Origin of the sequence: Marinomonas ostreistagni, assembly GCF_016461785.1 — a bacterium.
GTDB classification, from domain to species: Bacteria; Pseudomonadota; Gammaproteobacteria; order Pseudomonadales; family Marinomonadaceae; genus Marinomonas; species Marinomonas ostreistagni_A.
In genome coordinates this window covers 1-25,976 of record NZ_JAEMUH010000001.1, presented here as the reverse complement: position 1 = coordinate 25,976, position 25,976 = coordinate 1, and the positions used below count along the sequence as shown (strand labels likewise).

Here is a 25,976-nt window from a genome sequence, read left to right as displayed (position 1 = left end):
GCCATTCTTATGACCCGACCATTTTATGGGTTGACCATTGCCTTAACCGCCATCCTTTTATTGTTTTTAGGATGGTGGAATTTGTTTGCATGGTCCGTCATCCCCATTCAAGCACAAGATGTTTGGCTCAGCCTGACGCATTTTGACAGCCAGTCCATTAGCCATCGAATTGTGCAAGATCTTCGCTTGCCACGCTTGCTCACCGCTATGCTTGTCGGAGCTTGCCTAGCAACGGCAGGTACGATTATGCAAGGCCTCACTCGTAACCCTCTGGCTGCGCCATCGGTGCTGGGTATCAATGCTGGTGCAGCGTTAGGTATGGCGCTGGTTTCGACTTTGCCTGTCCTCTATGGCGCATCAAGTACTTCTCTCGCCGCCATGATAGGTGGCGGTGTTGCTTGGTTGTTGGTCATGTTACTCGGTAGCAGTTGGCGCATAGGTGGCAACGAACGCGGACGTTTGGTATTAGCTGGTGTGGCTATTTCCGCTCTGTGTGCCGCATTGACCAAAGCGGTTGTCATTATGGAAGAAGACCAAGCCGCGGGGGTTCTGACTTGGTTAGCAGGCAGCCTTGCCGATGCACGTTGGCAAACTTGGCAGCATTATTGGCCTTTTGCACTGGCTGGGTTATTCGGGGCGCTTTTATTGACCCCTTCACTGAACCTTCTGCAATTGGGCGAAGAGCATGCCCGCAACCTAGGCGTCAATCTTTTGCGCAGTAAACTATTTGGCAGTTTTCTAGTATTGCTGCTGGTAGGCACCACCATTAGTGCTGTCGGCAGCATTGGCTTTATTGGCTTAATCGTTCCACATATGGCGCGTTTATTAGTAGGGCAAGACTTTCGTATTTTCTTGCCAGTCGCCATGTTGCTCGGAGCGACGCTGGTGACACTAGCCGATACCTTGAGCCGAGCCATCAGCTACCCAATGGAAACCCCAGCGGGAGCCATCTTGGCATTGATCGGTGCGCCCTTCTTTATCTATTTAGTGCGAAAGCGAACCCTATGACCGCACAACGTTTCTTTCCAATTGCTGTAATCACTCTGCTGCTACTGGCTCTAGCTAACCTCATGTTTGGGGCCGTTTCGCTATCTGTAGAGGAAGTATGGAGCGGGCTATACGCCAGTTCAGAGAATCACTTCACCATTTACGAATACCGTCTGCCGCGTATTTTCCTAGCCATATTAGTCGGAGCGGGACTTGCGCTCTCTGGAGCATTAGTTCAAGGAGTCATCCGTAACCCCCTCGCTTCACCAGACGTTTTAGGGGTCAGTCATGGGGCTGGTCTAGCAGCAGTTTGCTATATGACGTTCTTTAGTGGGGCATCAACGAGATGGCTGCCTGAAGTGGCTTTGACAGGTGGGATTTTGGCAGCGCTGGTGCTTTGGTATCTGTGTGGTGCCCGCAGCAGTGCCATTAAACTGGCCATCACGGGGGTAGCGTTGGCCGCACTTTGGGCTAGCTGTATCGATTTTCTAATGCTGACTAAACCATTAGAGATAAACAATGCCTTGTTGTGGCTAACTGGGAGTTTATGGGGCCGTGGCTGGACACAGTTGCAAGCCTTACTACCGTGGTTTGCGCTTATCCCTCTGGCGTTGGGGCTGAGCAAATACTTGAACTTGCTCGATCTTGGTGATGACAGCGCCATCAGCTTAGGCGCCAGACCGCCGTACTTGAGGCTCCTAGCGCTTGCGATTGCCGTGGCTTTAACCGCTGCTTGCGTGTCGATTTGTGGCCCGATTGGTTTTCTTGGCTTAGTCGCGCCTCATCTAACACGCAAATTAGTGGGTGGTCGCCATCAACCACTACTGCCTGCCACCATGTTAACCGGAGCTTGTTTATTACTCGCTGCGGATTTAGCTGCGCGAACGCTAGATCCGCCGATTGAACTGCCTGCGGGTATTTTAACCGCCATTATTGGCGCGCCCTATTTCCTTTGGCTCCTGTTGAGGATGAAGTAATTATGTCTCTAAGCGCTCATAAACTCAGTGTTGGCTACCATGGTCAAACGATCGTTAAAGAGATGAATTTAACACTGCCTGATGGTAAGTTCATCGCTCTGTTAGGGCCCAATGGCTGTGGCAAGTCGACCTTATTAAAATGCTTTGCGCGCATCTTACCGGCGATGTCAGGCGAAGCTCGCTGGCAAGGCAAAAACTTACATCATTACCCTTCAAAACAATTATCGAAAGAACTGGCGCTGCTGCCACAAACACAACCCATACCAGAGGGCATTAAGGTCAAAGACTTAGTCGCCTATGGTCGCAGCCCTTATACCGGCTTTTGGGGCAAACTTAACCAGCAAGATCATCAGGTCGTTGAACAGATGATGCAGCAGACAGGCACTTTCGAGCTAAAGGAAAAGCTTGTCAGCGAATTGTCTGGCGGACAGCGTCAGCGCGTTTGGCTGGCCATGGTCTTAGCGCAAGACACGCCTTATCTGTTACTCGATGAGCCTACCACTTACATGGATATCAACCATCAAGTGGAATTGATGCATCAACTCCAGATACTCAATCAACAGGGCAAAACCATCATTACCGTGTTGCACGATATCAACCAAGCAGCACGCTATTGCGATCACCTGGTGGTAATGAAATCCGGTGAGCTGAAATATCAAGGCTCTCCTGAAGAGGTGCTTACCTCGGCTATGCTCCAAAACGTATTTTCTTTACAAGCACAAATCCACCGAGATCCTGTCTCCAACACACCGATGTGTGTGGTGGAAGACCGATCTCCCCCTTCACCTCAACATAAAGACTAAGACATCATGAAATATCCGATCCTTTCTTCCAGTCTATTACTTCTGTCAGTTCCTCTGATGGCGGCTAGTAACGACAACGACAACCTTTCAGATGAGCAGCTCGATACTCTAATTGTCACAGGACGTGCCCTATCACATTACAAGGAGGAAACCGCGACGATTGGCTCGCGAACGGATACGCAGATCGACAAAACACCACAGTCGGTGCAAGTGCTGACAGAAACATTGATTGAAGATCAAGCTGCCCATCAAGTAACTGATTTATATCGCTCTATTTCTGGTGTATCACAAGATAACGTTTCTACCGTGACGTTCCGTGGTTTTCACCAAGATGAGCAACTCTACGATGGTATGCGCGGAAATCCTTACAAAGAGTTTTTCACGGTTCCTCAGCTAGTAAACGTTGAAGAAGTGCAGGCTATCAAAGGCCCTGCTGGTGCTTTATATGGTGCAGGTGAGCCTGGCGGCGTTATTAATTACGTTTCCAAAAAACCGACTTATGAGCCTGAAACCTTTATCAAACTTGGCGCGGGTAATAAGGATTACCACTCAGCTCAGTTCTCAAGCTCAGGTCCTGTAAATGAAGATGCGAGCCAACGTTACCGTATCTCTCTATATCAGGATGAAAGCGGCTCTTATCGCAACAACGTCGACCAAGACAATCAAAACATTGATCTTGGCTACGCTTGGGACATTTCCGACGATTCTACGCTCACCGTGCAATACACTAATATTGATCAAACACTTCATGGTGCTCGTCTTCGTGGTATCCCAACAGACGATGATGGCAACTTCTTAGCAGACGATTCATGGAACGCGAATGAACCAGGCGACTACCAAGCATTGGACGCCGAGACCTTTCAAGCCAAACTAGAACAATATTTAAATGAAACTGTCTCATGGGATCTGGGAGTGCGCTACTACCGAGGTGAAGAAACCCAAAAGTACCATGAATCGCTTGGTCTGACGGATACGGATGGAGACGGTGTAAACGACGCGGTGCGCCGCCAATATCGAGATCAATTACGCACAAATGAAGGGGTGAGTGTTTCCAGTAATTTAATATTTGACCTGAACGATCATACATTTTTAATCGGTACTGACTTTACTCGTAATACTTATGACTATTTGTATTATCGATCCAATGATCCTGCAACACTCAGCCTTGTTAACCCTGTTTACGATGCAGATGTCAGCAGTTATACGATGTCATTGCGCACCAATAGCCAAACCGTTTCACAACAACTTGGGCTATTACTGCAAGATCAATGGGCCGCAACAGACAAGTTAGATTTAGTGGCTGGCGTTCGTCTTAATTATTTTGAACAAGACTTTGTCGATAACACCAACAGTTCAAATAATGCTGATTACTCTGACCAAGGAGTCGATACACGTGTAGGTGCCACTTACCAACTTAATCAACATATTAAACCTTACACTTCTTTCTCAACTGGCTACCAGCCACAAAGCGCGAGCGATCAGCAAGCCTCGTCTGGCGGGTCATTTGACGCAGAAGAAAGTCAACAGATGGAAGCTGGGGTTCGTACTTATTGGTTAGATAATCGCTTGAATGTGAACTTTGCGGTGTACCACATTATTCGCGAGAACATCTTGCAAGAAGATCCAAACGACAGTGACCTATTGATCGCTTTGGGTAAAGTGCGCAGCCAAGGGGCAGAAATTGACGTATTGGCAGATATCACCAATCGTTGGGTGGCAAACTTAAGCTACGCCTACAATGACACAGTCATCAAAGACGCCAATGCAGACGACGGTATTCAATTTGCTGCAGGCGATTCACGTCGATTCTCGAACTCACCGTTGCATCAATTAGGACTTTGGACACGTTACGACTTGCCGAGCTTATCATCGTCTGTGTCTGTAGGCGCAGAGTACGTTAGTCAGCAGTACAACCGTGATCATCAGAAGGTCAAACCTTGTACGGTGTACGATGCCACATGGCAAACAAAGGTCGACGCTTGGACCCTACAAGCCACGATCAAGAACCTTACAGATGAAATCTATGCGACGTCAGGTTTTAACAGTAACATTGGCTCAAACCTCGGCGAGCGCCGCCGCGTTTATTTAAGCGCACAATACGACTTTTAGAAAATCATACAAGAGTGTGTGATCTTGCCACACACTCTTGTACCTTCACCTGTTTGAGATACGTTAAGCACCGCCAACCACAGCCGCGAGGGTTTTCTCCATTTTGCGATAGCTTAATGATTCCATTAAGTGCTTACGCTCAACAGCTTTACCTTCTAAATCGGCTAACGTTAACGCCACCCGTAGTACTCGATGATAGGCCCTTGCTGAGAGTTTTAAGCGTTCTAATGCTTGCTGCATAAATGCCTTATCGCCATCACTCAAAGCACAAATTCGCTCTAAATCACGACCATTTAAGTGGGCATTTTGTACGCCCTGTCGCGTGCGCTGACGGGTCACTGCCGCCTCCACTCGCTCACGCACGGCAGCACTGGATTCACCCACTTCAGTTTGGCTCACCAGTACATCCGTAGGTAAAGGCGGCACCTCTACATGCAGGTCGATACGATCCAAAAACGGTGCTGAGAGTTTACGTAGGTATTTTTGGCTAGCACTGGACTGATAATAATCCGCACCACCACTGTAAGCCTCATTGCTTGCATTCATGGCTGCGACAAGCTGAAACCTCGCTGGATAAGACATCTGGCCTCTGGCTCTAGAAAGGTGAACCTCGCCATTTTCAAGGGGCTCCCTCAGTACTTCCAAAACCTTACGGTCAAACTCTGGCAACTCATCTAAAAAAAGTACACCACAATGACTAAGAGAGGCTTCACCCGGTTTGGGCATGGAGCCTCCGCCCACTAAAGCCGCTGCAGAGCTAGAATGGTGCGGGCTGCGAAAGGGACGTTCAGACCAATGCCAGTCCACCCCCATTTTACGCCCTGATACAGATTGAACTGCCGCCACCTCAAGGGCTTCCGACTCGGTCATTCTTGGCATAATGCCTGGCAAACGGGAAGCCAGCATGGTTTTTCCGGTCCCCGGCGGACCAATAAAAAGTAAATTATGTGACCCAGCTGCCGCCACTTCTAATGCTCGTCTTGCTTGATATTGCCCCTTAACATCTGCCATGTCTTTTAAGGTATTGACCGTTCTAGTTTGTGAGACATCAACGGCGCAGCGCTGTAGCGTAGCACTTTTGATCAATGCAGCCGTCACTTGGGTTAGGTGATTAGCAAAGTAGACTTCATGGTCAACCAGTCCCGCTTCATTACAATTATCAGCAGGCACAATGACTTTTCTTTGTGCTTCTTTTGCAGCCATCACCGATGGCAGTACCCCTGTTACGCCCCTTAGATCACCAGACAAAGCAAGTTCACCAATGAATTCCGTGTCGCGCAGTTGGATCTCCCCTAACTGACCAGAAGCTAGCAAGATGCTGATCGCAATGGCCAAATCATAGCGTCCCCCTTCTTTAGGTAAATCCGCCGGAGCAAGGTTGATCGTTATGCGTCGTAAAGGAAATTCGAAATGACTATTGATGATGGCACTGCGAACGCGATCTTTTGATTCACGAACCGCTGCCTCAGGTAAACCGACGATATTTAAAGAAGGTAAACCATTAGAAATATGCGTTTCCACCGTGACCAAAGGGGCGGACACCCCGACACGGGCACGGCTATAGATTGTTGCTAGGCTCATAATCTCTCCTTGATGATTCGCCAACACATCCAACTTTTCATCCTACACGTATCCTTATGCAAGCATCCCCGATGGAATCGGGTCGTACGAGCTGTCTCCTGACAGCGATTGAAACCTGCATCCCCGAACGGAGTCGGGTCGTACGACGAGCAGTTATTCACTACTACCAAAAAACAGAAATAACGATGACCAAAAAGTTGAATCCAAATAAATTATTGCTCTCTAAGTGGACAGCGACTCGCCCAAAGAACAAAGAGAAGCATTTTATCGTCACCGAATTGATTCGTGACGACGATGAGCAAGTAACCGATATTATTCTTGAAGCAGTTTACACGAAGAATGCTTACCAACTATCGTGGCAGACATTACTTGATGATCTCTGGCAACAAGGCTGGAAGTAGCCCATCGAATCTGAATCAGTTACTTCGAATCAGTGTCTTCAAGTTCAGCCAATCTCACCTCAAGTTGTGCCAGTTTTTCGCGATACTTTTGCAACATAGCGGCTTGGACTTCAAACTCTTCTCGAGTCACGAGATCCATTTTTGTTAATGTATCTTTTGCAACCTGTTGTAGTTGTACTTGAATTTCCTCAGCAGGTAACTTTCCCAAAGTGCTCGCTGCTTGCTCTAACCCAGTTCCCAGCTGCTTGATGAATTGATCAATCATGTTACCCTCATTTTGTATACACCGTTACGATAGTATAAAGATTCAGTAGGCTTCCGTCTTTACACAATTATGCAAATCGCTCGACACGCACTGCTTCATGATTGTGCAACAGCCATAAGCACTGAACTTTAAAAGCTCACCTAAAAACTAAAATCGCACACCATTAGGGCAGCTAATAATTCTTCAAATCCAGATAAAACAACAAAATAGTTCTAACTATCTAGCAATACACCATACAAGACACTATTTCGCACCATTTTAAAGCGGGCGCACCAGTATATCTTACCCATCCTCCCCGACTTTCTTACACATTTTATGCGCAAAACAAATGACCTAAATCAGCTAAGCCTGACAGCATAAGGGCTAGAGAGCTTTTCTGGCTCATCAACAATAAGCTGGCACACATATTGAATATAGCCTGTTACCTGCGATACGACATAAGACAGACTTAAAAATATTAAGGAGACTGTGGGTATGAAGCTTATCACTGCCATCATCAAGCCATTCAAACTAGATGATGTTCGCGAAGCACTTTCTGAAATCGGTGTACAAGGTATTACCGTTACAGAAGTTAAAGGTTTCGGACGTCAAAAAGGACACACTGAACTGTACCGTGGTGCAGAGTACGTTGTGGACTTTCTTCCAAAAGTAAAAATTGAGCTAGCTATTTCTGACGACATGGCTGACCAAGTAGTAGAGGCCATCTCGAACGCTGCCAACACAGGCAAAATCGGTGACGGTAAAATCTTCATTGTTAATCTTGAGCAAGCGGTTCGTATTCGTACCGGCGAGACTGGCGAAGACGCAGTTTAATTGTTGCTCGTATTAATTAGCCTTTAGGGGGGCGAAACATGCAAGATCAAATTTTTCACCTACAGTATGCAATGGACACCTTCTACTTCTTGGTGTGCGGTGCATTAGTAATGTGGATGGCGGCGGGCTTTGCAATGCTAGAAGCAGGCCTTGTACGCGCTAAGAACACAACTGAAATTCTAACTAAGAACGTCGCGCTATTCGCGATCTCTTGTATCATGTACTTAGTTTGCGGTTACGCAATCATGTACGGTGGCACTTGGTTCCTATCTGGCATCCAAGACGTAGACGTTGCTTCAACACTTACTGACTTCGCTGGCCGTGAAGGTGGTTTCGAAGGCGGTTCTATTTACTCTGGCGCTTCTGACTTCTTTTTCCAGGTAGTATTCGTTGCAACAGCAATGTCTATCGTATCGGGTGCAGTTGCTGAGCGTATGAAGCTTTGGGCTTTCCTAACTTTCGCAGTGGTAATGACTGGTGTTATCTACCCTCTTGAAGGTTCTTGGACTTGGGGTGGCGCTGATGTATTCGGTATGTTCAACCTAGGTGACATGGGCTTCTCTGACTTCGCTGGTTCAGGCATCGTACACATGGCGGGTGCAGCAGCTGCGCTTGCAGGTGTTATTGTACTAGGTGCTCGTAAAGGCAAGTACGGCCCTAACGGTGAAGTACGTGCGATCCCTGGTGCTAACCTACCTCTAGCAACGCTAGGTACATTCATCCTTTGGATGGGTTGGTTCGGCTTCAACGGTGGTTCTGTTCTAAAACTTGGCGATATCGCTAACGCTAACTCTGTTGCTATGGTGTTCCTAAACACTAACGCTGCAGCAGCGGGTGGTGCGGTAGGTGCACTGATTCTTGCTCGAATCCTATTCGGCAAAGCTGACCTAACTATGCTTCTAAACGGCGCGTTGGCAGGTCTTGTAGCGATCACTGCTGAACCTTCTACTCCTTCTGCTCTTGGCGCTACGCTAATCGGTGTAGTGGGTGGTTTGATCGTTGTCGTATCAATCCTAACTCTAGACAAACTGAAAATTGACGATCCAGTAGGTGCAATTTCTGTACACGGTGTCGTTGGTCTTTGGGGTCTTCTAGCAGTGCCTCTAACAAACGATGGTGCATCATTCGGTGGTCAAATCGCAGGTGCTCTAACAATCTTCGTATGGGTATTCGCATCAAGCTTGGTTGTTTGGTTAGTCATCAAAGCAATCATGGGTGTTCGAGTTTCTGAAGAAGAAGAATACGAAGGTGTTGATATCTCTGAATGTGGTATGGAAGCGTACCCAGAGTTCAAAAAATAATCCTAGTCTGATTATTTAACCTTTCTGAAGAACCCTCGCCATGGCGGGGGTTTTTTCATATTTGCATCACAACAATTGTGCAAATCGTCCCGACAAATACGCTATAGTGGCACTAACTTTTTCACCTTTATGGAGACGGTATGTTGGAAGATCTACATTTAAAGATCCGCAACCTTACATTGGATGATTACCCACAAGTAAAAGCCTTGATGGATCGTGTTTACCACGATATTGGCGGTTCATGGCCGAAACACACCATCCGCAAGCTGATCAAAGACCTTCCTGATGGGCAAATTTGTTTGGTTGATCACGACCAAATCGTTGGTATCGCCCTATCGGTGAAAGTGAACTACCAGCGTTTCAGCAACCCTCATACGTATGATGACCTTGTTGATCAGCGAGAGCGCATTTTCCACGATGAAAATGGGGATGCTTTATACGGCCTGGATGTACTGATTGATCCAGATTACCGTGGCTACCGCTTGGGCCGTCGTCTTTACGAAGCCCGTAAAGAGCTTTGCCGCCAAGAAAACCTGATCGCGATTCTAGCCGGTGGACGCATTCCAAATTATTACCAACATGCGGACAGCATGAGCCCAGCAGAGTACTTGGAAGCCGTCGACAAACGCAAAATATACGACCCTATTTTGACGTTCCAGCTGTCTAATGATTTCCAAGTGACCCGACTGCTCTCTAAGTATCTTCCTGAAGATGAGAAGTCCCGTGGTTATGCAACATTGCTTGAGTGGAAAAACATCTTCTACGAGCCTGAAACAACGGTTTTAGAGTACCGAAAAACACAAGTTCGAATCGGTGCCGTGCAATGGCAGATGCGTGAGGTCGACAGTGTTGAGGAGCTGCTTAAGCAAGTTGAGTACTTTATCGATGCACTCTCAAGCTATAAAAGTGACTTTGCACTCTTCCCTGAGTTCTTTAATGCGCCATTGATGGGACTTGCGCCTGACCAAACCAACCAAACGGAAGCGATTCGTTTCTTAGCTTCATTCACCGAGCGTTTTGTCAGCGAGATGTCACAACTTGCGGTAAGTTACAACATCAACGTCATTACTGGCTCGATGCCAGTGGTTGAAGACGACATCATGTACAACGTCAGCTACTTATGTCGTCGCGATGGCACCATCGAAGAGCAACGCAAGATTCACATTACTCCCCACGAACGCCGCGACTGGGTCATTGAAGGTGGCCACGAAGTACGAGTGTGGGACACCGACGCAGGTCGCATTGGTATTCTGATCTGTTATGACGTGGAGTTCCCAGAACTGGCTCGTCACCTTGCGTCGCAAGATATGGATATTCTATTTGTACCGTTCTGGACTGACACCAAAAATGGTTACCTTCGAGTACGCAGCTGTGCTCAAGCTCGCGCCATTGAAAACGAATGTTATGTGGTGATTTGTGGTAGTTGTGGCAATTTGCCACAGGTGGAGAACTTGGATGTTCAATACTCTCAAGGGGCGGTATTCTCCCCTTCAGACTTTTCTTTCCCTCACGATGCAGTGATGGCAGAAACCACACCGAATACAGAAATGCTGATGTTCTCAGATCTTGACTTGGATAAGCTTAAATTTGTCCGTAGCGAAGGTTCTGTGAACAACTTAAAAGACCGACGCTTGGACCTTTACAGCATCGATTGGAAAACCACGCCTTCCGCTTAGTGTGTTACTATCTTTGTCATAAGATCGTTCACTTCAACGGCCGAGATATTCATCTCGGCCGTTTTGTCTGAATAGGATAACAACTCATGGCTAAAGCAAAATCCGCTTTTGTTTGTAACGAGTGTGGTGCCGACTACGCAAAATGGCAGGGGCAATGCCAAGCTTGTGGCGCCTGGAACAGCCTCCAAGAATTTAAAGTCAGTTCATCTAAAACCTCTGCTCGAGTCGCTGCGACCAGCGACACCCGTCGCCAAGGCTATGCTGGTGCGACGACTGGCATCCAAGATTTATCAGAAGTCGATTTAGGGGATGTACCGCGCTTTAGTTCAGGGGCCAGCGAGTTTGACCGAGTCTTAGGGGGCGGCCTTGTCCCTGGTGGCGTGGTACTCATTGGCGGCCATCCAGGTGCGGGGAAAAGTACTCTGCTATTACAAACCATGTGTTGGTTAGCACAGCAACAAAGCGCCATGTATGTCACTGGCGAGGAGTCCCTACAGCAAGTGGCGATGCGAGCACAACGCTTAGGCTTACCTACAAAAAACCTAAAAATGCTTTCTGAAACCAATGTAGAAAGCATCATAGCTGTGGCGGATCAGGTCAAACCGAAAGTCATGGTCATCGACTCGATCCAAGTCATGCATTTGGATGGCATTGAATCAGCACCGGGCAGTGTTTCTCAGGTGCGTGAAAGTGCAGCGGTACTGACACGTTTTGCCAAGCAAACCCAAACCACTGTACTGCTTGTTGGTCACGTTACCAAAGATGGCACCTTGGCTGGACCGAAAGTGTTAGAGCATATGGTCGACTGTTCCGTGCTATTAGAGGGCTCAGAGGACTCGCGCTTTCGTACTCTTCGCGGGATGAAAAACCGCTTTGGCGCAGTCAATGAGCTGGGGGTCTTTGCCATGTTGGAAAACGGCTTAAGAGAAGTCAAAAACCCAAGTTCGATCTTTTTGAATCGCTCGAAACACCCTGCTGCAGGTAGCCTTGTTATGGTGGTCTGGGAAGGTACTCGTCCACTATTGGTTGAACTGCAAGCTCTGGTGGATGAGTCTGCTTTTGGTAACCCTCGTCGCGTCACCGTAGGCTTTGACCACAACCGTTTGGCGATGCTGTTAGCGGTTCTTCACAAGCATGGTGGCTTGCTCACCTCTGATCAAGACGTTTATCTAAACGTGGTGGGTGGCGTAAAAGTCTTAGAAACGTCGGCCGATCTTGCTGCCATTGCTGCGGTTGTCTCAAGCTTTCGAGATCAAGTTTTACCCCACGATTTAGTGGTCTTGGGTGAGGTTGGTTTATCTGGAGAAATTCGTCCAGTTCCTTCTGGCCAAGAGCGTATCAGTGAAGCCGCTAAACATGGTTTTAAACGAGCCGTTGTTCCGAAATCGAACTGCCCTAAGAAGCCAATAGAAGGCATGGAAGTGGTAGGGGTCGAACGCTTATCGGAGGCTTTAGAGGCGATCTTTGGCTAGTTAGTAACAGGAGTACTGAACAAGTCAGGCAAATCCTCCTTTTGCATGCCATAAGGGAGTTCTTTGTCTGCGACTTGCTCTTGCTCGGACAAGCGATCTTGCCGAGCTTTCAGAATACGTTGCCAGCGGCTTCGGCATAATTGAATGACATGGCGCTTTTGAACCTCATTCATCTCATGCCAATGAAATCGCTCTTCTCGACTACGCAAGCAGCCTTTGCAATAGCCTTTATGGCTGTTTTCACATATGCCGCGACATGGACTCTCGATGCTGAATAATTCGATCTGCTCCATGTCGGCCCTCCACTTAGTTTAATCTGTGACCAGTTGATAATCGTAAATTTCTTCTGGAGATAAAAAGTACACTCGCTCAGCAGGCGCTGCATCCAATGTAAACCAGTAGAAGCGCTCAGGTACGCCCATCTCAAGGTAGAAATTCACATAGCTGGCATGAACTGGGTCACTAAGATCGATTTCATCTCCCCAATCTTGGGTGTCACGCCAAGAATGAACCCCTACTCCAGCGCCTGCACCTATCGTGCGCTGAACGCCACCGAGAAATAAATCAACCCCACCGGATAGCACATAACCTGTTTTCGCGATGTGAGTATTCATCTCAAGATAGCGTAACATACGCGCCGCTTCCATAACGGCAAGCTGGTCTGTTGAACCTGGTACATCAACTAGCACCAAGTCCGTTACGTTTGGATATTCACTCAAGACGGATTTAAGTTGTTTAGGTAATGCTCCTCTTAGCACACCCGAGAGGTACAATTTGTTGTCCTCAACAAATAATGACAACCTCTCACCCTCCACACTCAAAGCAGGGATACCTCTTTGAGTGTGAACACCAGTACAGCCCGTTAAAAGAGCCAAACAAATCCCTATTCCTAAAGCAAAATGCGTTTTTACGGCCATCATTTCAGGCTCAACCCCTTTACATAAATAGAAGAATGCCTCTCTGATAGTGCCAGCATTCTTTAAACTCTATTAACGATTCCTTACCAGTAGAGCATAACTTACGTCATTTTATTTATTTTTTATCTTCTTAACTGTCATGAGGGCGACAGTTTTTCCAGTAAAAGCGTAAAGATTTATCTTCATTGTTCACAGCCTACCCCAACAGACAAGTTGCTATTTTTACAGCAAAGCTATAATCACATTAACTATCAGTTTTACACATCTATAATCATAAGGAATATCTTGCATAGCAATTAGAAAATTCATAACACCCAAGAATAGATATAAAATCGAGTTATTCTTGTCCAATTATTCAATTCTCATGGAGGATTCATGGTTCGCCCATTCCTAGGCTTAAAGCCCATCGTACTTGCTCTAACAAGTGCATTATTATTGACTGCTTGCGGTTCAGAAGAAGCCCCGCAGCAAGCTGAAGCCGTCATTCGCCCAGTCAAACTTTTCACGGTAAATGCAACAGACTTGGTCAGCATTCGACATTTCCCTGCTGAATTAAAAGCCAGTGATGAAGCGGATTTAGCCTTCCGTGTTGGTGGACAAGTAACTAAGTTGGACGTAAAAGAAGGTCAGCGCGTCAAGCGCGGGCAAGTACTCGCTTCGCTTGATCCAACCGATTACCAACTGCAAGTAGAACTATCCGAAGCCAACTACAAACTAGCCAAAGCACAGTTCGATCGTATTAAAACAATGCTCTCTCGCAAAGCAACCACCCAAGCACAATTTGATGAAGCAAAAGCCACCTTAGACCAAACGGCAAACGCTCTAGAGAGTGCTAAAAATCAGTTAAATTACAGTGTTCTACGCGCCCCATATGACGGTGTCATTGCTTCATTAAGTATTGAAAACTATGAGTACGTTGGCGCTACACAAACTATTTTGCACATTCAAAACATTGAACAAATGGATGTTGAGTTCCAAATCCCAGAACGTTTAGTGGCGAACATCCAAAAGGTTGCTTTACAGTACCATCCAACCGTTTCCATCGATGCCGTTCCATCTCAAACCTTTGAAGGTGTCTACAAAGAGCATCGCACCACCCCAGATAGCACTACGAAATCTTACGATGCGACCATTTCATTACTGCATACTGATAAAGCCAATATCAACCTGTTACCGGGCATGACAGCTACTGTCGATCTAGATATTAGCAAAATCAGCGGTAAGCCAACTCATATGACGGTCCCCATTGAAGCCGTTATGCGTCATCAAGGTAGCGAAGGTAGTAGTCAGAGTATTGTCTGGGTCTATAACGTAGAGCAAGGCACTGTTACTCCACGTCCCGTTACCTTAGGTGATATGACCCAAGACAGCATTGAAATCCTCTCTGGTATTAACCCAGGCGAACAAGTTGTTGCTGCTGGTGTATACGGTTTAACCGCGGATCAAAAGGTACGTCCATGGAAGCGAGAGCGAGGAATCTAAGTTGAATATTGCTGGCTATTTTATTGAACGGAAAGTCTCTAGTTGGCTCGTCACACTGATTTTGCTAATCGGTGGAGCCCTTGCCTTTACCAAATTGGGCCAATTGGAAGACCCTGAATTTACCATTAAAGACGCTTTGGTGATTACCCAATACCCAGGTGCAAGCCCAGAGCAGGTAGAAGAAGAAGTTACCTACCCTATTGAGCTGGAATTGCAAAACCTACCCTACGTAGATGAAATAAAATCGACGTCTAAGGCTGGCTACTCCAAAGTACAAATCACCATTAAAGACACTTACCGTGCCGAACAGCTCAAGCAAATTTGGGACGAGGTGCGCAAGAAGATACGAGACATGCAAGGGAGCTTCCCAAGCGGCGTTTCAACACCCGTCGTGGTCGACGACTTTGGCGATGTGTATGGCATTATGCTGGCCGTTCATGGTGAAGGTTATCCGTATAAAGACCTCGAAAACTACGTTGATTACGTAAAACGTGAGTTAGTTCTAGTGGATGGTGTGGCCAAAGTTGAAGTGGCGGCAGAACAAGCTGAGCAAGTGACCATCGAGATTTCTCGCTCTAAGCTAGCCACCATGGGGGTTTCCCCGAGTCAGCTTCAGTCTCTGTTGGCCAATCAGAACGTGGTATCTAATGCTGGAAAGGTACAAGTGGGGACGGACTATATCCGTATCAGCCCAACGGGTGAATTTAATGATATTTCAGAGTTAGAGAACCTGATTGTTGGTACACCAGGGCAAGGTAACTTAATTCGTCTAAGCGATGTGGCTACTGTAAAGCGTGAGTACGAAGACCCACAGACGCACATGGTTAACTTTAATGGTGCTAGCTCTCTACTTCTGGGGATCTCTTTTAGTAACAACGTCAACGTAGTGGACGTTGGTAAGCATATCGAAGCTCGTCTTCACGAGTTAGAGTACCAACAGCCAGTTGGCATGAGCATGGACACGGTGTATTTCCAGTCTAAGGAAGTTGAAAAGTCTGTCACAAACTTTTTATCTAACCTTGCTGCAGCCGTTGGCATTGTTATTTTGGTCCTGCTGGTATTTATGGGCGTACGCTCAGGCATCTTGATTGGTTTAATCTTGCTGCTCACCATCCTTGGCACCTTTATTGTCATGGAATACTTTAGCATTAACCTACAACGTATCTCTTTAGGGGGGCTTATCATCGCCTTAGGGATGTTGGTAGATAACGCTATTGTCGTTACCGAAGGGATTTTAATCGGTTTACACAAAGGACAAAGTAAGTTTGAAGCCGCTTCCAGTGTGGTGAAACAAACTAAGTGGCCATTACTCGGCGCCACCGTCATTGCCGTGACTGCATTTGCTCCTATTGGTCTATCACCTGACTCTGTCGGTGAATTCGTAGGCTCATTGTTCTATGTATTACTGATTTCCCTCATGCTAAGTTGGGTAACAGCCATCACACTGACACCTTTCTTTTGCGACCTGTTTTTCAAAGAAAACAAGGAAGCGATGGAAGCAGAGGAAGAGCAAGACCCTTACAAAGGCTTTTTATTCGTTGGCTACAAATGGCTACTCGACAAAGCCATGCATTTCCGTTGGTTAACTGTGATTTGTCTGGTCGGCGCACTATTTGTTTCAGGCTGGGCGTTTCAGTTTGTTAAACAAGCTTTCTTCCCACCATCCACGACACCCATGTTCTACCTTGATATCAATATGCCAGAGGGAACGCATATTAATGCGACCTACGATAAGGTGAATGAAATTGAGGCTGATTTACTTGGGGATGAACGAATCGAGTTTATTACCAGTACAACGGGCCAAGGGGCTCTGCGTTTCATGCTGACCTATGAAGCGGAACAAACTGATACCAGTTATGCTCAGTTTATTGTCCGAGCTAAAACAGGTGATGATATTCCACCATTGATGGAAGACATCTACCAGCGCATGTCGGCTAAGTATCCGGACATTGAATTTAAGCTACAGCGTTTGCAATTAGGCCCCTCAACAGGTGCCAAAATTGAAGCTCGATTCAGTGGTCCTGACCCAGAGGTGTTGCGTCAGTTAAGCGCTCAGGTACAGGAAATCTACCGTGCTGATGGCGGCCTTGAGAATATCAAAGACGATTGGCGTCAACCGGTCAAAGTGCTTCGTCCTATCTTCAATGACGCTCAAGCAAGACGCTTAGGCATCAATAAGAGTGACCTAGACGAAGTGCTACTCACAAACTTTACAGGTTCTCAAATTGGTACGTATCGTGATGGCACAGATTTATTGCCAATCATTCAAACCGTACCTGAAAACGAGCGTGTTTCGATTGACCAAGTTCGAGATCTACAGATTTATAGCCCAACCACTGGCGCTTACGTGTCGGTCTCGAACCTCGTGGATGGCTTTGAAACCGTTTGGGAAGACCCAATCATTGAGCGTCGTGATCGTAAGCGCACCATTACCGTCAAGGCTGATCCGCTTATTTTAGGGGATGAAACCGCGATGGCCGTATTTGGTCGCATTCGTGCAGAAGTCGAAAATATTCCTTTATCTCCAGGATATAGCATGGAATGGGGGGGAGAATATGAAAGTAGTACGGATGCGCAAGCAAACATCTTTACGTCGCTTCCCATGGGCTACTTGTTCATGTTTATCATTACCATATTGTTGTTTAACTCTGTGCGTGTACCTCTCGTTATTTGGTTCTGTGTACCGCTAGCTTTGATCGGTGTTTCATCAGGCCTACTTATCATGAATGCCGCGTTTAGCTTTATGGCGCTGCTTGGCTTCTTGAGTTTGTCTGGAATGATTGTGAAAAACGGTATTGTTCTAGCAGATCAAATCAATTATGAACTCGCACAAGGAACGGAAACCTATGAAGCGATCTTCAGATCAGCAGTCAGCCGTGTAAGACCTGTCTGTATGGCAGCCATTACCACCATCCTTGGGATGGTACCGCTACTGTATGATGCATTTTTCGAAGGAATGGCCGTGGTGATTGCATTTGGGTTAGGATTCGCAACTATCCTAACGTTAATTGCAGTGCCTGTTTTCTACGTAATCTTGCATCGAGTGAAGTATCGAAAAATGAGCGATTTTAACAGTTAATCGCACTGTTACCTCAGCTCCTAAGGAGCTGAGGTATTTTGGATAAAACGATGCAAATAAACGATCTACTAAAACTCGATATCAAACTCTTGGTATCATTCGAAGTCATATTAGAAGAGTGCAGTGTTTCTAGAGCAGCAGAACGATTGGGTGTTACCCAACCTGCTTTGAGTAAATCTCTACAGCGCCTACGTGAACTTTTCAAAGACCCTCTTTTCACCCGACAAGCTTATGGTCTGAGCCCTACTTCGCGTGCTTATGAGCTACATGAACAAATCACCCCAATCTTAGGTTCAATGTCTAACCTGCTTCAGCCCACTCACTTTGATCAGGCGACTTTAAAGCGCCGCTTTAGTATCAAAGCGGATGAAGAGCTACTGCTAACGTTTATTGAACCGCTTTTGGCGATGCTTCACTATCAAGCACCTAACATTCGCCTAATGACCAGTAACTGGAGCGATGATGGCTTCGATGACCTGCTCAACGGTGCCGATGTTGGCATCATAAATGCCGAATCTACTCCGAATAATATTCGCAGTAAAATGATTGGTACTATGGATGCCTGCGTCATTTTGAGTGAAGCTCACCCTTTATACTTTCAAGATGAAGTTCTTTTAAAAGACTTACTAGATCATAAAATGGTGGTCTTTAATATTCGAAGTTTTCACAGCGCGACCACCAGTGTCACCATAGAGAAGCTCGAAAAAATTGGTTACGTTATTGAGCCTAAAATTGAAACAGACAGCATCGCTGTAGCCATCGAAGCCGTTAAGCGTGGTATGGCTTTAATCGGGTCCGCCCAATTAGGCACCATGTTCTCGAATATTTCATCTTGTAAAGAAGGTTTCTCTAACGTCAAAGTGTTGCCTTTACCTGCTGATGCGGTAGAAGCAGATCCATATAATGGACGTCATCCAATCCAACTATGTTGGCATGAGCGTTTTGATAAAGATCCAGCACACCGTTGGTTTAGGGAGCAAGTACTCTCCTTTATGCATTCCTCGCCATGGGTCTTTAACCACGAGTAATGACTTATTAATGTATTTGAGGTTGTAAAAAGAGCTTCTTTGGAAGCTCTTTTTTTGTGACACCGCATAACCCTTAACCAATCAGTCAATTTTTTATAACTTTTCTCGACATCTCTTAAAAACCTTTGATAATGCGACCAAAAATAACGTTTTTTGATCGCATTACTTGAAATAAATTGCCATCACAGCTTCGAAAGTTAGTATTGCCCCACCGAAAATTATTAAAAGAATCATTAGGAAAAGGACCACAAGATGCCGAATAAAGTCAGCGCCTCTTACGAAGACGCTAGTACAAATCGCGCCAGCATTTGGATGTTTATCATCCCATCTCTGCTAGGCCTACTCTTGTTCATGACACCCATTGCTTACGAAGACGGTGTCACCATTCCCATTGCGATACTTGCCAGCGAATTTAAAGCACTACTGGGAACATCCGCTCCAAGTGTTGTGACGGGGTTAATTTGCATTGCAGCCTCTCTATCCGTGATCACCACGGTATTTAAACCACTTCATGACAAAGCACTTATTAGCACGTTGTTCCTTACCAGTTACCCGTGGCTGATCTTACGGGTTCTCGGGGCTGTTTTTGCGATGATGACTGTCAATGGTATCGGGCCAGAGCTGATTTGGCACGAGTATACCGGTGGTTTGGTATTGAACGAACTGATGCCTACTTTACTATCAGTGTTCTTATTTGCAGGTTTACTTCTGCCTCTATTACTGGATTTTGGTTTACTGGAACTGGCGGGGAGTTTAATGAGTAAAATTATGCGTCCGCTGTTTAACCTACCTGGCCGCTCTTCCATAGACTGTATTACTTCTTGGTTAGGAGACGGTACCGTTGGAATCATGCTTACCAGTCAGCAGTATGAACAAAACATGTATACCAAGCGTGAAGCGGCTGTTATTGCTACGACATTTTCTGCGGTCTCCATCAGCTTTGCCTTAGTTGTCGTGTCACAGGTCGAATTAGAGCACTTATTTCTACCCTTTTACTTTGCTGTATCATTAGCTGGATTTATCGCGGCTTTGATCATCCCAAGACTTCCTCCTTTGCGCTGGAAAGCCAATGCCTACCTAAATGGTGAACAAGCCGAAACATGTGAATTAGCGAACAAATCCCTAGGAGAACTTTGGCGACTAGGCATTCAGGGCGCTATCGCTCGAGCTGAACAAAGTCGTGGTGCCAAAGCAGTACTTGTCGATGGTGCTAAAAATGCCGCTGAAATGGTCTTTTGCGTTTTACCTGTTGTCATGGCAATTGGCACATTGGCATTAGTTGTGGCAGAAAACACCAGTATCTTCAGTATTCTAGGCCAGCCGTTCATTCCACTGCTAGAGCTACTATCGGTACCAGAAGCGGTAAAGGCTTCTGAAACCCTAGTGGTAGGCTTTGCAGATATGTTTATTCCATCTATTATGGCGGCGTCCATTGATAATGAAATGACACGATTTGTTATTGCCGCGGTTTCCATTACTCAGCTGATCTATTTATCAGAAGTCGGTGCTTTGATTCTGGGTAGCCGAATCCCAATCAACTTACTGGAAATGTTTGTCATCTTTATCTTACGCACCTTGATCACACTGCCTGTGATTGCTGGTGTCGCGCATCTGGTGTTTTAGATTACAAGCAATAGAAAGGGCTCTATTTAGAGCCCTTTTCAGCAGAGACTATTTATTTAGACGAGGGATCATACTCGGCACGAATCCAATCAAACCTAGGAATAAGTTCCCCTTCTATCTCAACACTTTCTAGAAACATACCTTTAGGTCTTACCCACCAACTGTAATCACCATATAGAGCTTGGTATACCACCAGTTCTTCTTCTGTTTCGCTGTGTTTTGCCACACGTTCGACCCAATATTCCGCGCCTTTGTAATGACGGTACACACCTGGCTTTAACGTTGCTTTTTTCATTATTTACCTAAATTCGACGTAGAATGTCTCAGTTTTTGAACGCAAGGTCGCAATTACGAAACTTTGCAACTACCGTAATTTCAAACCATTAACGATAATAGATGTATTGTCCGCTTATCCATAAGGAGCGTCTAGGTGTATTTAGTCAGACCAGCAGATTTCCCGGATTTACCCGCTTTAGAGCGCTTGGCTCGCCATGCAGGGATTGGTATTACCAACTTCCCCGCAAATCGTGAGCGCTTGAACGATAAAATCGCAACATCTCGTCAATCTCTGCTTACGGACGTGGTACAGCCTGGTAACGAGTCATACCTATTCGTCATGGTTGAGCAGGAAACTCAAGAGATCGTTGGCACATGTTCAATCGATGCAATGGTCGGCGTCGATGCACCATTCTACAGCTACCGCATCGACGATGTGGTACACGCCTCACCACAACTGCAGATTCATAACCGCATACCCGCTCTGTTTTTGTGCCAAGACTACAGCGGTACGAGTCGCTTAAACGCTATGGTTTTAGATAAGGCTCATCAAAATGAAGAAGCCTTATCATTACTTTCCAGAGCACGTTTATTGTTTATTGCACGCCATCCAGATCGTTTCACACACAAAGTCTTCGCAGAAATTCGCGGTGAAAGTGATCATAAAGGCTACTCAGCTTTTTGGGAGGCCCTCGGTCGCCACTTCTTCAGTATGGACTTCAAAAAAGCGGACTACCTTTCAGGCATCAGCAATAAACTCTTCATCGCAGAGCTCATGCCCCGTTACCCGATTTATGTGCCTACTCTTCCTGAAGAAGCCCAAGAATGTATTGGCGTCATTCATCAAGACTCGGAGCAAGTCGCAAACATCTTGTTAGAAGAAGGCTTTGTCTTCCGAGATTATGTTGATCCATTTGACGCGGGCCCAACCATTGAAGCGAGAGTTTCAGACTTAAAAACCGTTTCCGATCAACGCCAAGGAAAAGCCCTGATTGATCCAAATTTCAGCAGCGAAGAGTCTTTCCTCGTTGCTGCCGGACACCTGTCTGATTTTCGGGTGACTTGCGCACAAGCCGAGTCTCAAGTGGCAGGTCTAGTATTAAATGAAAATATTCAAGACTGTCTAGGCATCCACTCGGGTAGCCTAATTCAATGGTCTAAATTTTAATGTTAGAAGGCGTATCAACGCCCTTTTTGAAGTATTACGAGGAACACCACTATGATGGTTATACGCTCAATTCGCAAAGATGATTTGGAAGAGCTTTATCGCCTGGCAGCCCTAACAGGTGTGGGCTTTACTTCACTGGTAGCAGATGAAGAGATTCTTAAACGTAAGATTGAGTTGTCTGAGTACTCATTTAAAAAAGAAACGATTCCTGCTCCAGGCAATGAATCTTACCTATTTGTGTTGGAAGACACAGAAACAGGGGCTATTGTTGGCACCTCTGGGCTGCTTGCCACGGTAGGTTTAGACGAACCGTTTTACAGCTATCATATTGGTACGATTACGCACTCTTCTCGAGAGCTGGGCATCCATAATATTCATCCAACCTTAATACTGAATAATGACTTTACCGGTGTAAGTGAAGTCTGCACGCTCTTTTTAGAAGAAAACTACCGCCATTCACGTAATGGACAATTACTGTCGAAATGTCGCTTTATGTTCCTTGCTCAATTTCCTGAGCGATTTACTGAAAAAATCTTTGCTGAAATGCGTGGTGTTTGTGATGAACAAGGCGTATCTCCTCTTTGGGAAAGCCTAGGTCGCCAGTTCTTTTCTATCGACTTTGAAAGAGCAGATGAGCTGACTGCCCAAGGTAACAAACAATTTATCGCTGAACTGATGCCGAATAATCCTGTTTACGTGAACTTACTACCTCAAGAAGCGCGCGATGTACTGGGCAAAGTTCATAGAAACACTGAGCCTGCTCGCCGCCTACTAGAGCAAGAAGGGTTCCGCTTTGAAAACTACGTCGATATTTTTGATGGTGGCCCGACTCTTGAAGCGCGAATTGAAGATATCCGAGCCGTACGAGATAGCCGCCTAGTACTGGCCACAGTTGGTGAGCCAAAGAATACTGGAGAAGGCATTTATTACTTAGTGTCCAATGCGAAGCTTGAAGACTTCCGCTGCATTCTCATTCAACGCGCTTCACCTCCAGGTAGTGGGTTAGTGCTAACACAGGAAGAAGCGGATGCTCTCAAAGTCCAACACAAAGAGCCTATTCGTATCGTGGAATTACATTCGCATACTCGCCACTAAAGCCAAGATTTAAGTTAAGGAGCTAGCATGAAACAGCAACATTACATCAATCAACAATGGGTCCAAGGCAACGGCCCAGCATTTACCTCCACTGACTCTGCGGATAGTAGCCAAGTGTGGCAAGGTAACGGTGCTTCAGCTGAGCAAGTAGACCAAGCGATCACTAGCGCTCGCCAAGCTTTCCCAGCTTGGGCTAACCGCCCAATCGAAGAACGCCTTAGTATCATTGATCGCTTTGCTGAATTAGTGAAAGAGAACACTGAAGCCATCGCGACACTGATCAGTCGTGAAACCGGTAAACCTATCTGGGAAACCCGTACCGAAGTGGCTGCAATGATTGGCAAAGTTGGAATTTCAAAGCAGGCCTACAACGAACGTACTGGCACAAAATCCAGTGACATGCCGGGAGCCACAGCGGTATTACGTCACCGTCCACATGGTGTTGTCGCTGTTTTTGGCCCTTATAACTTCCCTGCACACTTACCCAATGGGCACATTGTGCCTGCTTTAATCGCAGGTAACACCATTGTATTTAAACCCAGTGAGCTAACACCAGCCGTGTCAGACTTGGTATTGCAGTTGTGGCACCAAGCAGGGATTCCTGCGGGCGTTTTGAACATGGTACAAGGTGAGCGCGAAACAGGGATTGCCCTAGCTAACCATGATGATATCGATGGTCTTTTCTTCACTGGTAGCCCTGAAGTGGGTCATGTGTTGCATAAACAATTCTCAGGTCATCCGGGCAAAATCCTAGCCCTTGAAATGGGCGGCAATAACCCTCTGCTTGTTTCTGAAAAGACACAAGATATCCGCGCAGTGGTCTATGAAATCATCCAGTCAGCCTTTTTATCTGCTGGCCAACGCTGCACCTGTGCCCGTCGTCTGTTGCTACCAAAGGGGGCTCATGGTGATGCGATTCTTGCTCAACTAGCCACTGCCACTAAAGCTCTGAACGTTGACCGATTCGACGCTGATCCACAGCCATTTATGGGGCCAGTAGTCTCAGCTAAAGCAGCCGATGCTTTGCTACAAAACTACCTAAAACTTGTGACGCTAGGTGCCGAACCTGTCGTGCCTATGAACCGTGGTGATGCAAATACTGGCTTTGTCACACCAGGCATTGTTGATGCCACCAGCATTCTGTCCGAACTACCAGATTTAGAATACTTTGGCCCACTGCTCACTGTGATTCGCTATGACTCCATGGAACAGGCGATGGACATTGCAAACCGTACTCGCTTTGGCTTATCGGCGGGCATTTTGTCCGATGAACGCAGTGAATACGAATGGTTCTTGCAACATTCACGTGCAGGCATCATCAACTGGAACCGTCAGACGACAGGTGCGTCTAGCGCTGCCCCATTCGGTGGTACCGGCGCCAGCGGCAACCATAGAGCAAGTGCTTACTACGCGGCTGACTACTGTGCATACCCAGTAGCAAGCATCGAAGTAGAGGCATTGAACGTTCCTGATACTTTACCCAATGGCTTAACTCTGTAGTCGTATCATCAATCTTAGAGGTAATTATGAAACCAGCAATCGAAGCCAACTTTGATGGTTTAGTGGGACCCACTCACAACTACAGCGGCTTATCCTACGGTAACGTGGCATCATCCCTGAACTCTGCCAAACCATCCAACCCTAAAGCCGCTGCGCTGCAAGGGTTAACCAAAATGAAAGCTCTGACAGACATGGGATTTGTACAAGGGGTTTTGGCTCCTCATGAACGCCCACACATCCCAACATTACGAGCGTTAGGCTTTACTGGGACAGATCAACAGGTTCTCGCAGAAGCGGTTAGCAAAGCACCAAAGCTTTTGGCTGCGGTAAGCTCGGCTTCCTGTATGTGGACAGCCAATGCGGCCACTGTATCGCCAAGTGCCGACACTAAGGATGGCCGTGTACACTTTACGCCAGCCAACCTTGTAAATAAGTTTCACCGTTCCATTGAGCACACCGTGACGGGGCGTATTTTACAAGCCACCTTCCCTGATCAAGCGCGTTTTGCGCATCACCCGGCTCTGCCTAGCGTGGATCACTTTGGTGATGAAGGGGCGGCCAACCACACTCGTTTCTGCTCAGACTATGGCAAACCAGGTGTCGAATTATTTGTCTATGGCATGTCTGCATTTAACACCGCCATGGCACGCCCACAACGTTTCCCTGCGCGCCACACCTTGGAAGCTTCTCAGGCGGTCGCAAGGAATCATGGCCTATCAGATCATGGAGCGGTGTTCGTTCAGCAGCATCCAGATGTGATTGATGCAGGCGTCTTCCACAACGATGTGATCGCTGTTGGTAATGGCAATGTGCACTTTTATCATGAGAAAGCCTTCCTTGATACGGCGCAAATGCAAGCCGACTTACGTCAAGCTTGGGGCGATCAAGAGAAGACGCTTTACTTTGTAGAAGTACCTAATAACGAAGTGTCGGTAGAAGACTGTGTGCAATCTTACCTTTTCAATAGCCAACTATTGAGCAAAACAGATGGCACCATGACACTGATCGTACCTGGCGAAGTGCAGCAAAATGAGCGTGTGTGGAGCTACTTACAGAAGCTTATCCAGCAAGATACGCCCATCAAAGAAGTCCAAGTGTTCGACTTGAAACAGAGTATGAGCAATGGTGGTGGACCTGCATGTTTGCGTCTTCGAGTAGCCATGACAGCGGAAGAAGTTGCAGCCGTAAACCCAGCGACCTTGATGAATGATGCTCTATACAACTCACTAACGTCTTGGGTAGAGAAACATTACCGAGATCGTTTGGTGGAAGCAGACTTAGCAGATCCAAGCCTACTAATGGAATCGCGCCAAGCACTGGACGAACTCACTCAAATACTACGGTTAGGCAGCGTTTACGAGTTCCAACAAGCATAATGTCACCGCGGTTTCCGCGGGAACGGCATTTGGGCATGTAAGATCGT

General features: G+C 46.6%; 22 protein-coding genes. 17 read left to right on the top strand and 5 right to left on the bottom strand.

All coding sequences use genetic code 11. The annotated features are described in order from the left end of the window. The first annotated feature begins 9 nt into the window (after positions 1-9). The 4 genes from JHD44_RS00110 to JHD44_RS00095 are packed head-to-tail and all read left to right on the top strand — an operon-like array spanning position 10 to position 4,876. Complete coding sequence (locus JHD44_RS00110; RefSeq protein ID WP_199459881.1) at positions 10-1,008, top strand: iron chelate uptake ABC transporter family permease subunit; 999 nt, start codon at positions 10-12, stop codon at positions 1,006-1,008. After that, entirely contained in the window at positions 1,005-1,964 is a 960-nt protein-coding gene (gene fecD / locus JHD44_RS00105; RefSeq protein ID WP_199459879.1) for a Fe(3+) dicitrate ABC transporter permease subunit FecD, read from the top strand. The genes JHD44_RS00110 and fecD overlap by 4 nt, the downstream gene beginning before the upstream one ends. Positions 1,965-1,966: 2 nt before the next feature. Then, positions 1,967-2,767 carry a Fe(3+) dicitrate ABC transporter ATP-binding protein FecE gene (fecE, locus tag JHD44_RS00100; protein ID WP_199459877.1) on the top strand — a complete coding sequence of 267 codons (801 nt, stop codon included), beginning with the start codon at positions 1,967-1,969 and terminating at the stop codon, positions 2,765-2,767. Between the two features lie 6 nt (positions 2,768-2,773). Next, entirely contained in the window at positions 2,774-4,876 is a 2,103-nt protein-coding gene (locus tag JHD44_RS00095) for a TonB-dependent siderophore receptor (RefSeq protein ID WP_199459875.1), read from the top strand. 63 nt (positions 4,877-4,939) lie between these two features. On the opposite strand, the gene JHD44_RS00090 is transcribed toward JHD44_RS00095, so the two are convergent. Next, positions 4,940-6,457, bottom strand: a complete 1,518-nt coding sequence (locus JHD44_RS00090) for a YifB family Mg chelatase-like AAA ATPase (protein WP_199459873.1) — start codon at positions 6,455-6,457, stop codon at positions 4,940-4,942. A gap of 185 nt (positions 6,458-6,642) precedes the next feature. Here JHD44_RS00090 and JHD44_RS00085 point away from each other — a divergent pair, with 185 nt between their 5' ends. Beyond that, positions 6,643-6,858 (top strand): TIGR02450 family Trp-rich protein, encoded by a 216-nt coding sequence (locus JHD44_RS00085; RefSeq protein ID WP_199459872.1) that lies wholly within the window; start codon positions 6,643-6,645, stop codon positions 6,856-6,858. Positions 6,859-6,877: 19 nt separating this feature from the next. On the opposite strand, the gene JHD44_RS00080 is transcribed toward JHD44_RS00085, so the two are convergent. After that, the gene (locus JHD44_RS00080) at positions 6,878-7,123 is read right to left on the bottom strand and encodes an accessory factor UbiK family protein (RefSeq protein WP_199459870.1); all 246 of its coding nucleotides are present in this window, start codon (positions 7,121-7,123) and stop codon (positions 6,878-6,880) included. Between the two features lie 474 nt (positions 7,124-7,597). Here JHD44_RS00080 and glnK point away from each other — a divergent pair, with 474 nt between their 5' ends. From glnK to radA, 4 genes are all read left to right on the top strand, one after another. Beyond that, entirely contained in the window at positions 7,598-7,936 is a 339-nt protein-coding gene (glnK, locus tag JHD44_RS00075) for a P-II family nitrogen regulator (protein ID WP_133562290.1), read from the top strand. A gap of 38 nt (positions 7,937-7,974) precedes the next feature. Then, a complete protein-coding gene (locus JHD44_RS00070) occupies positions 7,975-9,237 on the top strand; it encodes an ammonium transporter (RefSeq protein ID WP_199459868.1) in 1,263 nt (420 codons plus the stop codon). Between the two features lie 140 nt (positions 9,238-9,377). Further along, a complete protein-coding gene (locus JHD44_RS00065; RefSeq protein WP_199459866.1) occupies positions 9,378-10,913 on the top strand; it encodes a bifunctional GNAT family N-acetyltransferase/carbon-nitrogen hydrolase family protein in 1,536 nt (511 codons plus the stop codon). An 86-nt stretch (positions 10,914-10,999) separates the two neighbouring features. Then, entirely contained in the window at positions 11,000-12,385 is a 1,386-nt protein-coding gene (radA, locus tag JHD44_RS00060) for a DNA repair protein RadA (protein ID WP_199459864.1), read from the top strand. On the opposite strand, the gene JHD44_RS00055 is transcribed toward radA, so the two are convergent. Both JHD44_RS00055 and JHD44_RS00050 read right to left on the bottom strand, forming a co-directional pair. Then, complete coding sequence (locus tag JHD44_RS00055) at positions 12,382-12,678, bottom strand: DUF1289 domain-containing protein (protein WP_199459862.1); 297 nt, start codon at positions 12,676-12,678, stop codon at positions 12,382-12,384. The two genes, radA and JHD44_RS00055, sit on opposite strands and share 4 nt — an antisense overlap. A gap of 18 nt (positions 12,679-12,696) precedes the next feature. Next, complete coding sequence (locus tag JHD44_RS00050) at positions 12,697-13,305, bottom strand: alpha/beta hydrolase (RefSeq protein ID WP_199459860.1); 609 nt, start codon at positions 13,303-13,305, stop codon at positions 12,697-12,699. A 372-nt stretch (positions 13,306-13,677) separates the two neighbouring features. On the opposite strand from JHD44_RS00050, the gene JHD44_RS00045 reads away from it, so the two are divergent. From JHD44_RS00045 to JHD44_RS00030, 4 genes are all read left to right on the top strand, one after another. Next, on the top strand, positions 13,678-14,784 hold the full coding sequence (locus JHD44_RS00045) for an efflux RND transporter periplasmic adaptor subunit (RefSeq protein WP_199459858.1): 1,107 nt from the start codon (positions 13,678-13,680) through the stop codon (positions 14,782-14,784). A 1-nt stretch (position 14,785) separates the two neighbouring features. After that, the gene (locus tag JHD44_RS00040) at positions 14,786-17,863 is read left to right on the top strand and encodes an efflux RND transporter permease subunit (RefSeq protein ID WP_199459857.1); all 3,078 of its coding nucleotides are present in this window, start codon (positions 14,786-14,788) and stop codon (positions 17,861-17,863) included. A gap of 50 nt (positions 17,864-17,913) precedes the next feature. Continuing rightward, on the top strand, positions 17,914-18,891 hold the full coding sequence (locus JHD44_RS00035) for a LysR family transcriptional regulator (RefSeq protein WP_199459855.1): 978 nt from the start codon (positions 17,914-17,916) through the stop codon (positions 18,889-18,891). 252 nt (positions 18,892-19,143) lie between these two features. Then, positions 19,144-20,514: a YjiH family protein gene (locus JHD44_RS00030; protein WP_199459853.1), complete on the top strand. Its 1,371-nt coding sequence runs from the start codon at positions 19,144-19,146 to the stop codon at positions 20,512-20,514. 52 nt (positions 20,515-20,566) lie between these two features. Here the strand turns inward: JHD44_RS00030 and JHD44_RS00025 are convergent, their stop codons facing one another. After that, positions 20,567-20,809, bottom strand: coding sequence for a DUF1653 domain-containing protein (locus JHD44_RS00025; protein ID WP_199459851.1), 243 nt, complete (start codon positions 20,807-20,809; stop codon positions 20,567-20,569). Positions 20,810-20,944: 135 nt separating this feature from the next. Between JHD44_RS00025 and JHD44_RS00020 the strand changes: the two genes are divergently transcribed. The 4 genes from JHD44_RS00020 to astB are packed head-to-tail and all read left to right on the top strand — an operon-like array spanning position 20,945 to position 25,929. Then, positions 20,945-21,958, top strand: a complete 1,014-nt coding sequence (locus JHD44_RS00020; protein ID WP_199459850.1) for an arginine N-succinyltransferase — start codon at positions 20,945-20,947, stop codon at positions 21,956-21,958. A gap of 51 nt (positions 21,959-22,009) precedes the next feature. Next, positions 22,010-23,053, top strand: a complete 1,044-nt coding sequence (gene astA, locus JHD44_RS00015) for an arginine N-succinyltransferase (RefSeq protein WP_199459848.1) — start codon at positions 22,010-22,012, stop codon at positions 23,051-23,053. A 27-nt stretch (positions 23,054-23,080) separates the two neighbouring features. Beyond that, positions 23,081-24,553 (top strand): succinylglutamate-semialdehyde dehydrogenase, encoded by a 1,473-nt coding sequence (gene astD, locus JHD44_RS00010; protein WP_199459846.1) that lies wholly within the window; start codon positions 23,081-23,083, stop codon positions 24,551-24,553. Positions 24,554-24,579: 26 nt separating this feature from the next. After that, positions 24,580-25,929, top strand: coding sequence for an N-succinylarginine dihydrolase (gene astB, locus JHD44_RS00005; protein ID WP_199459845.1), 1,350 nt, complete (start codon positions 24,580-24,582; stop codon positions 25,927-25,929). Positions 25,930-25,976 lie beyond the last annotated feature (47 nt).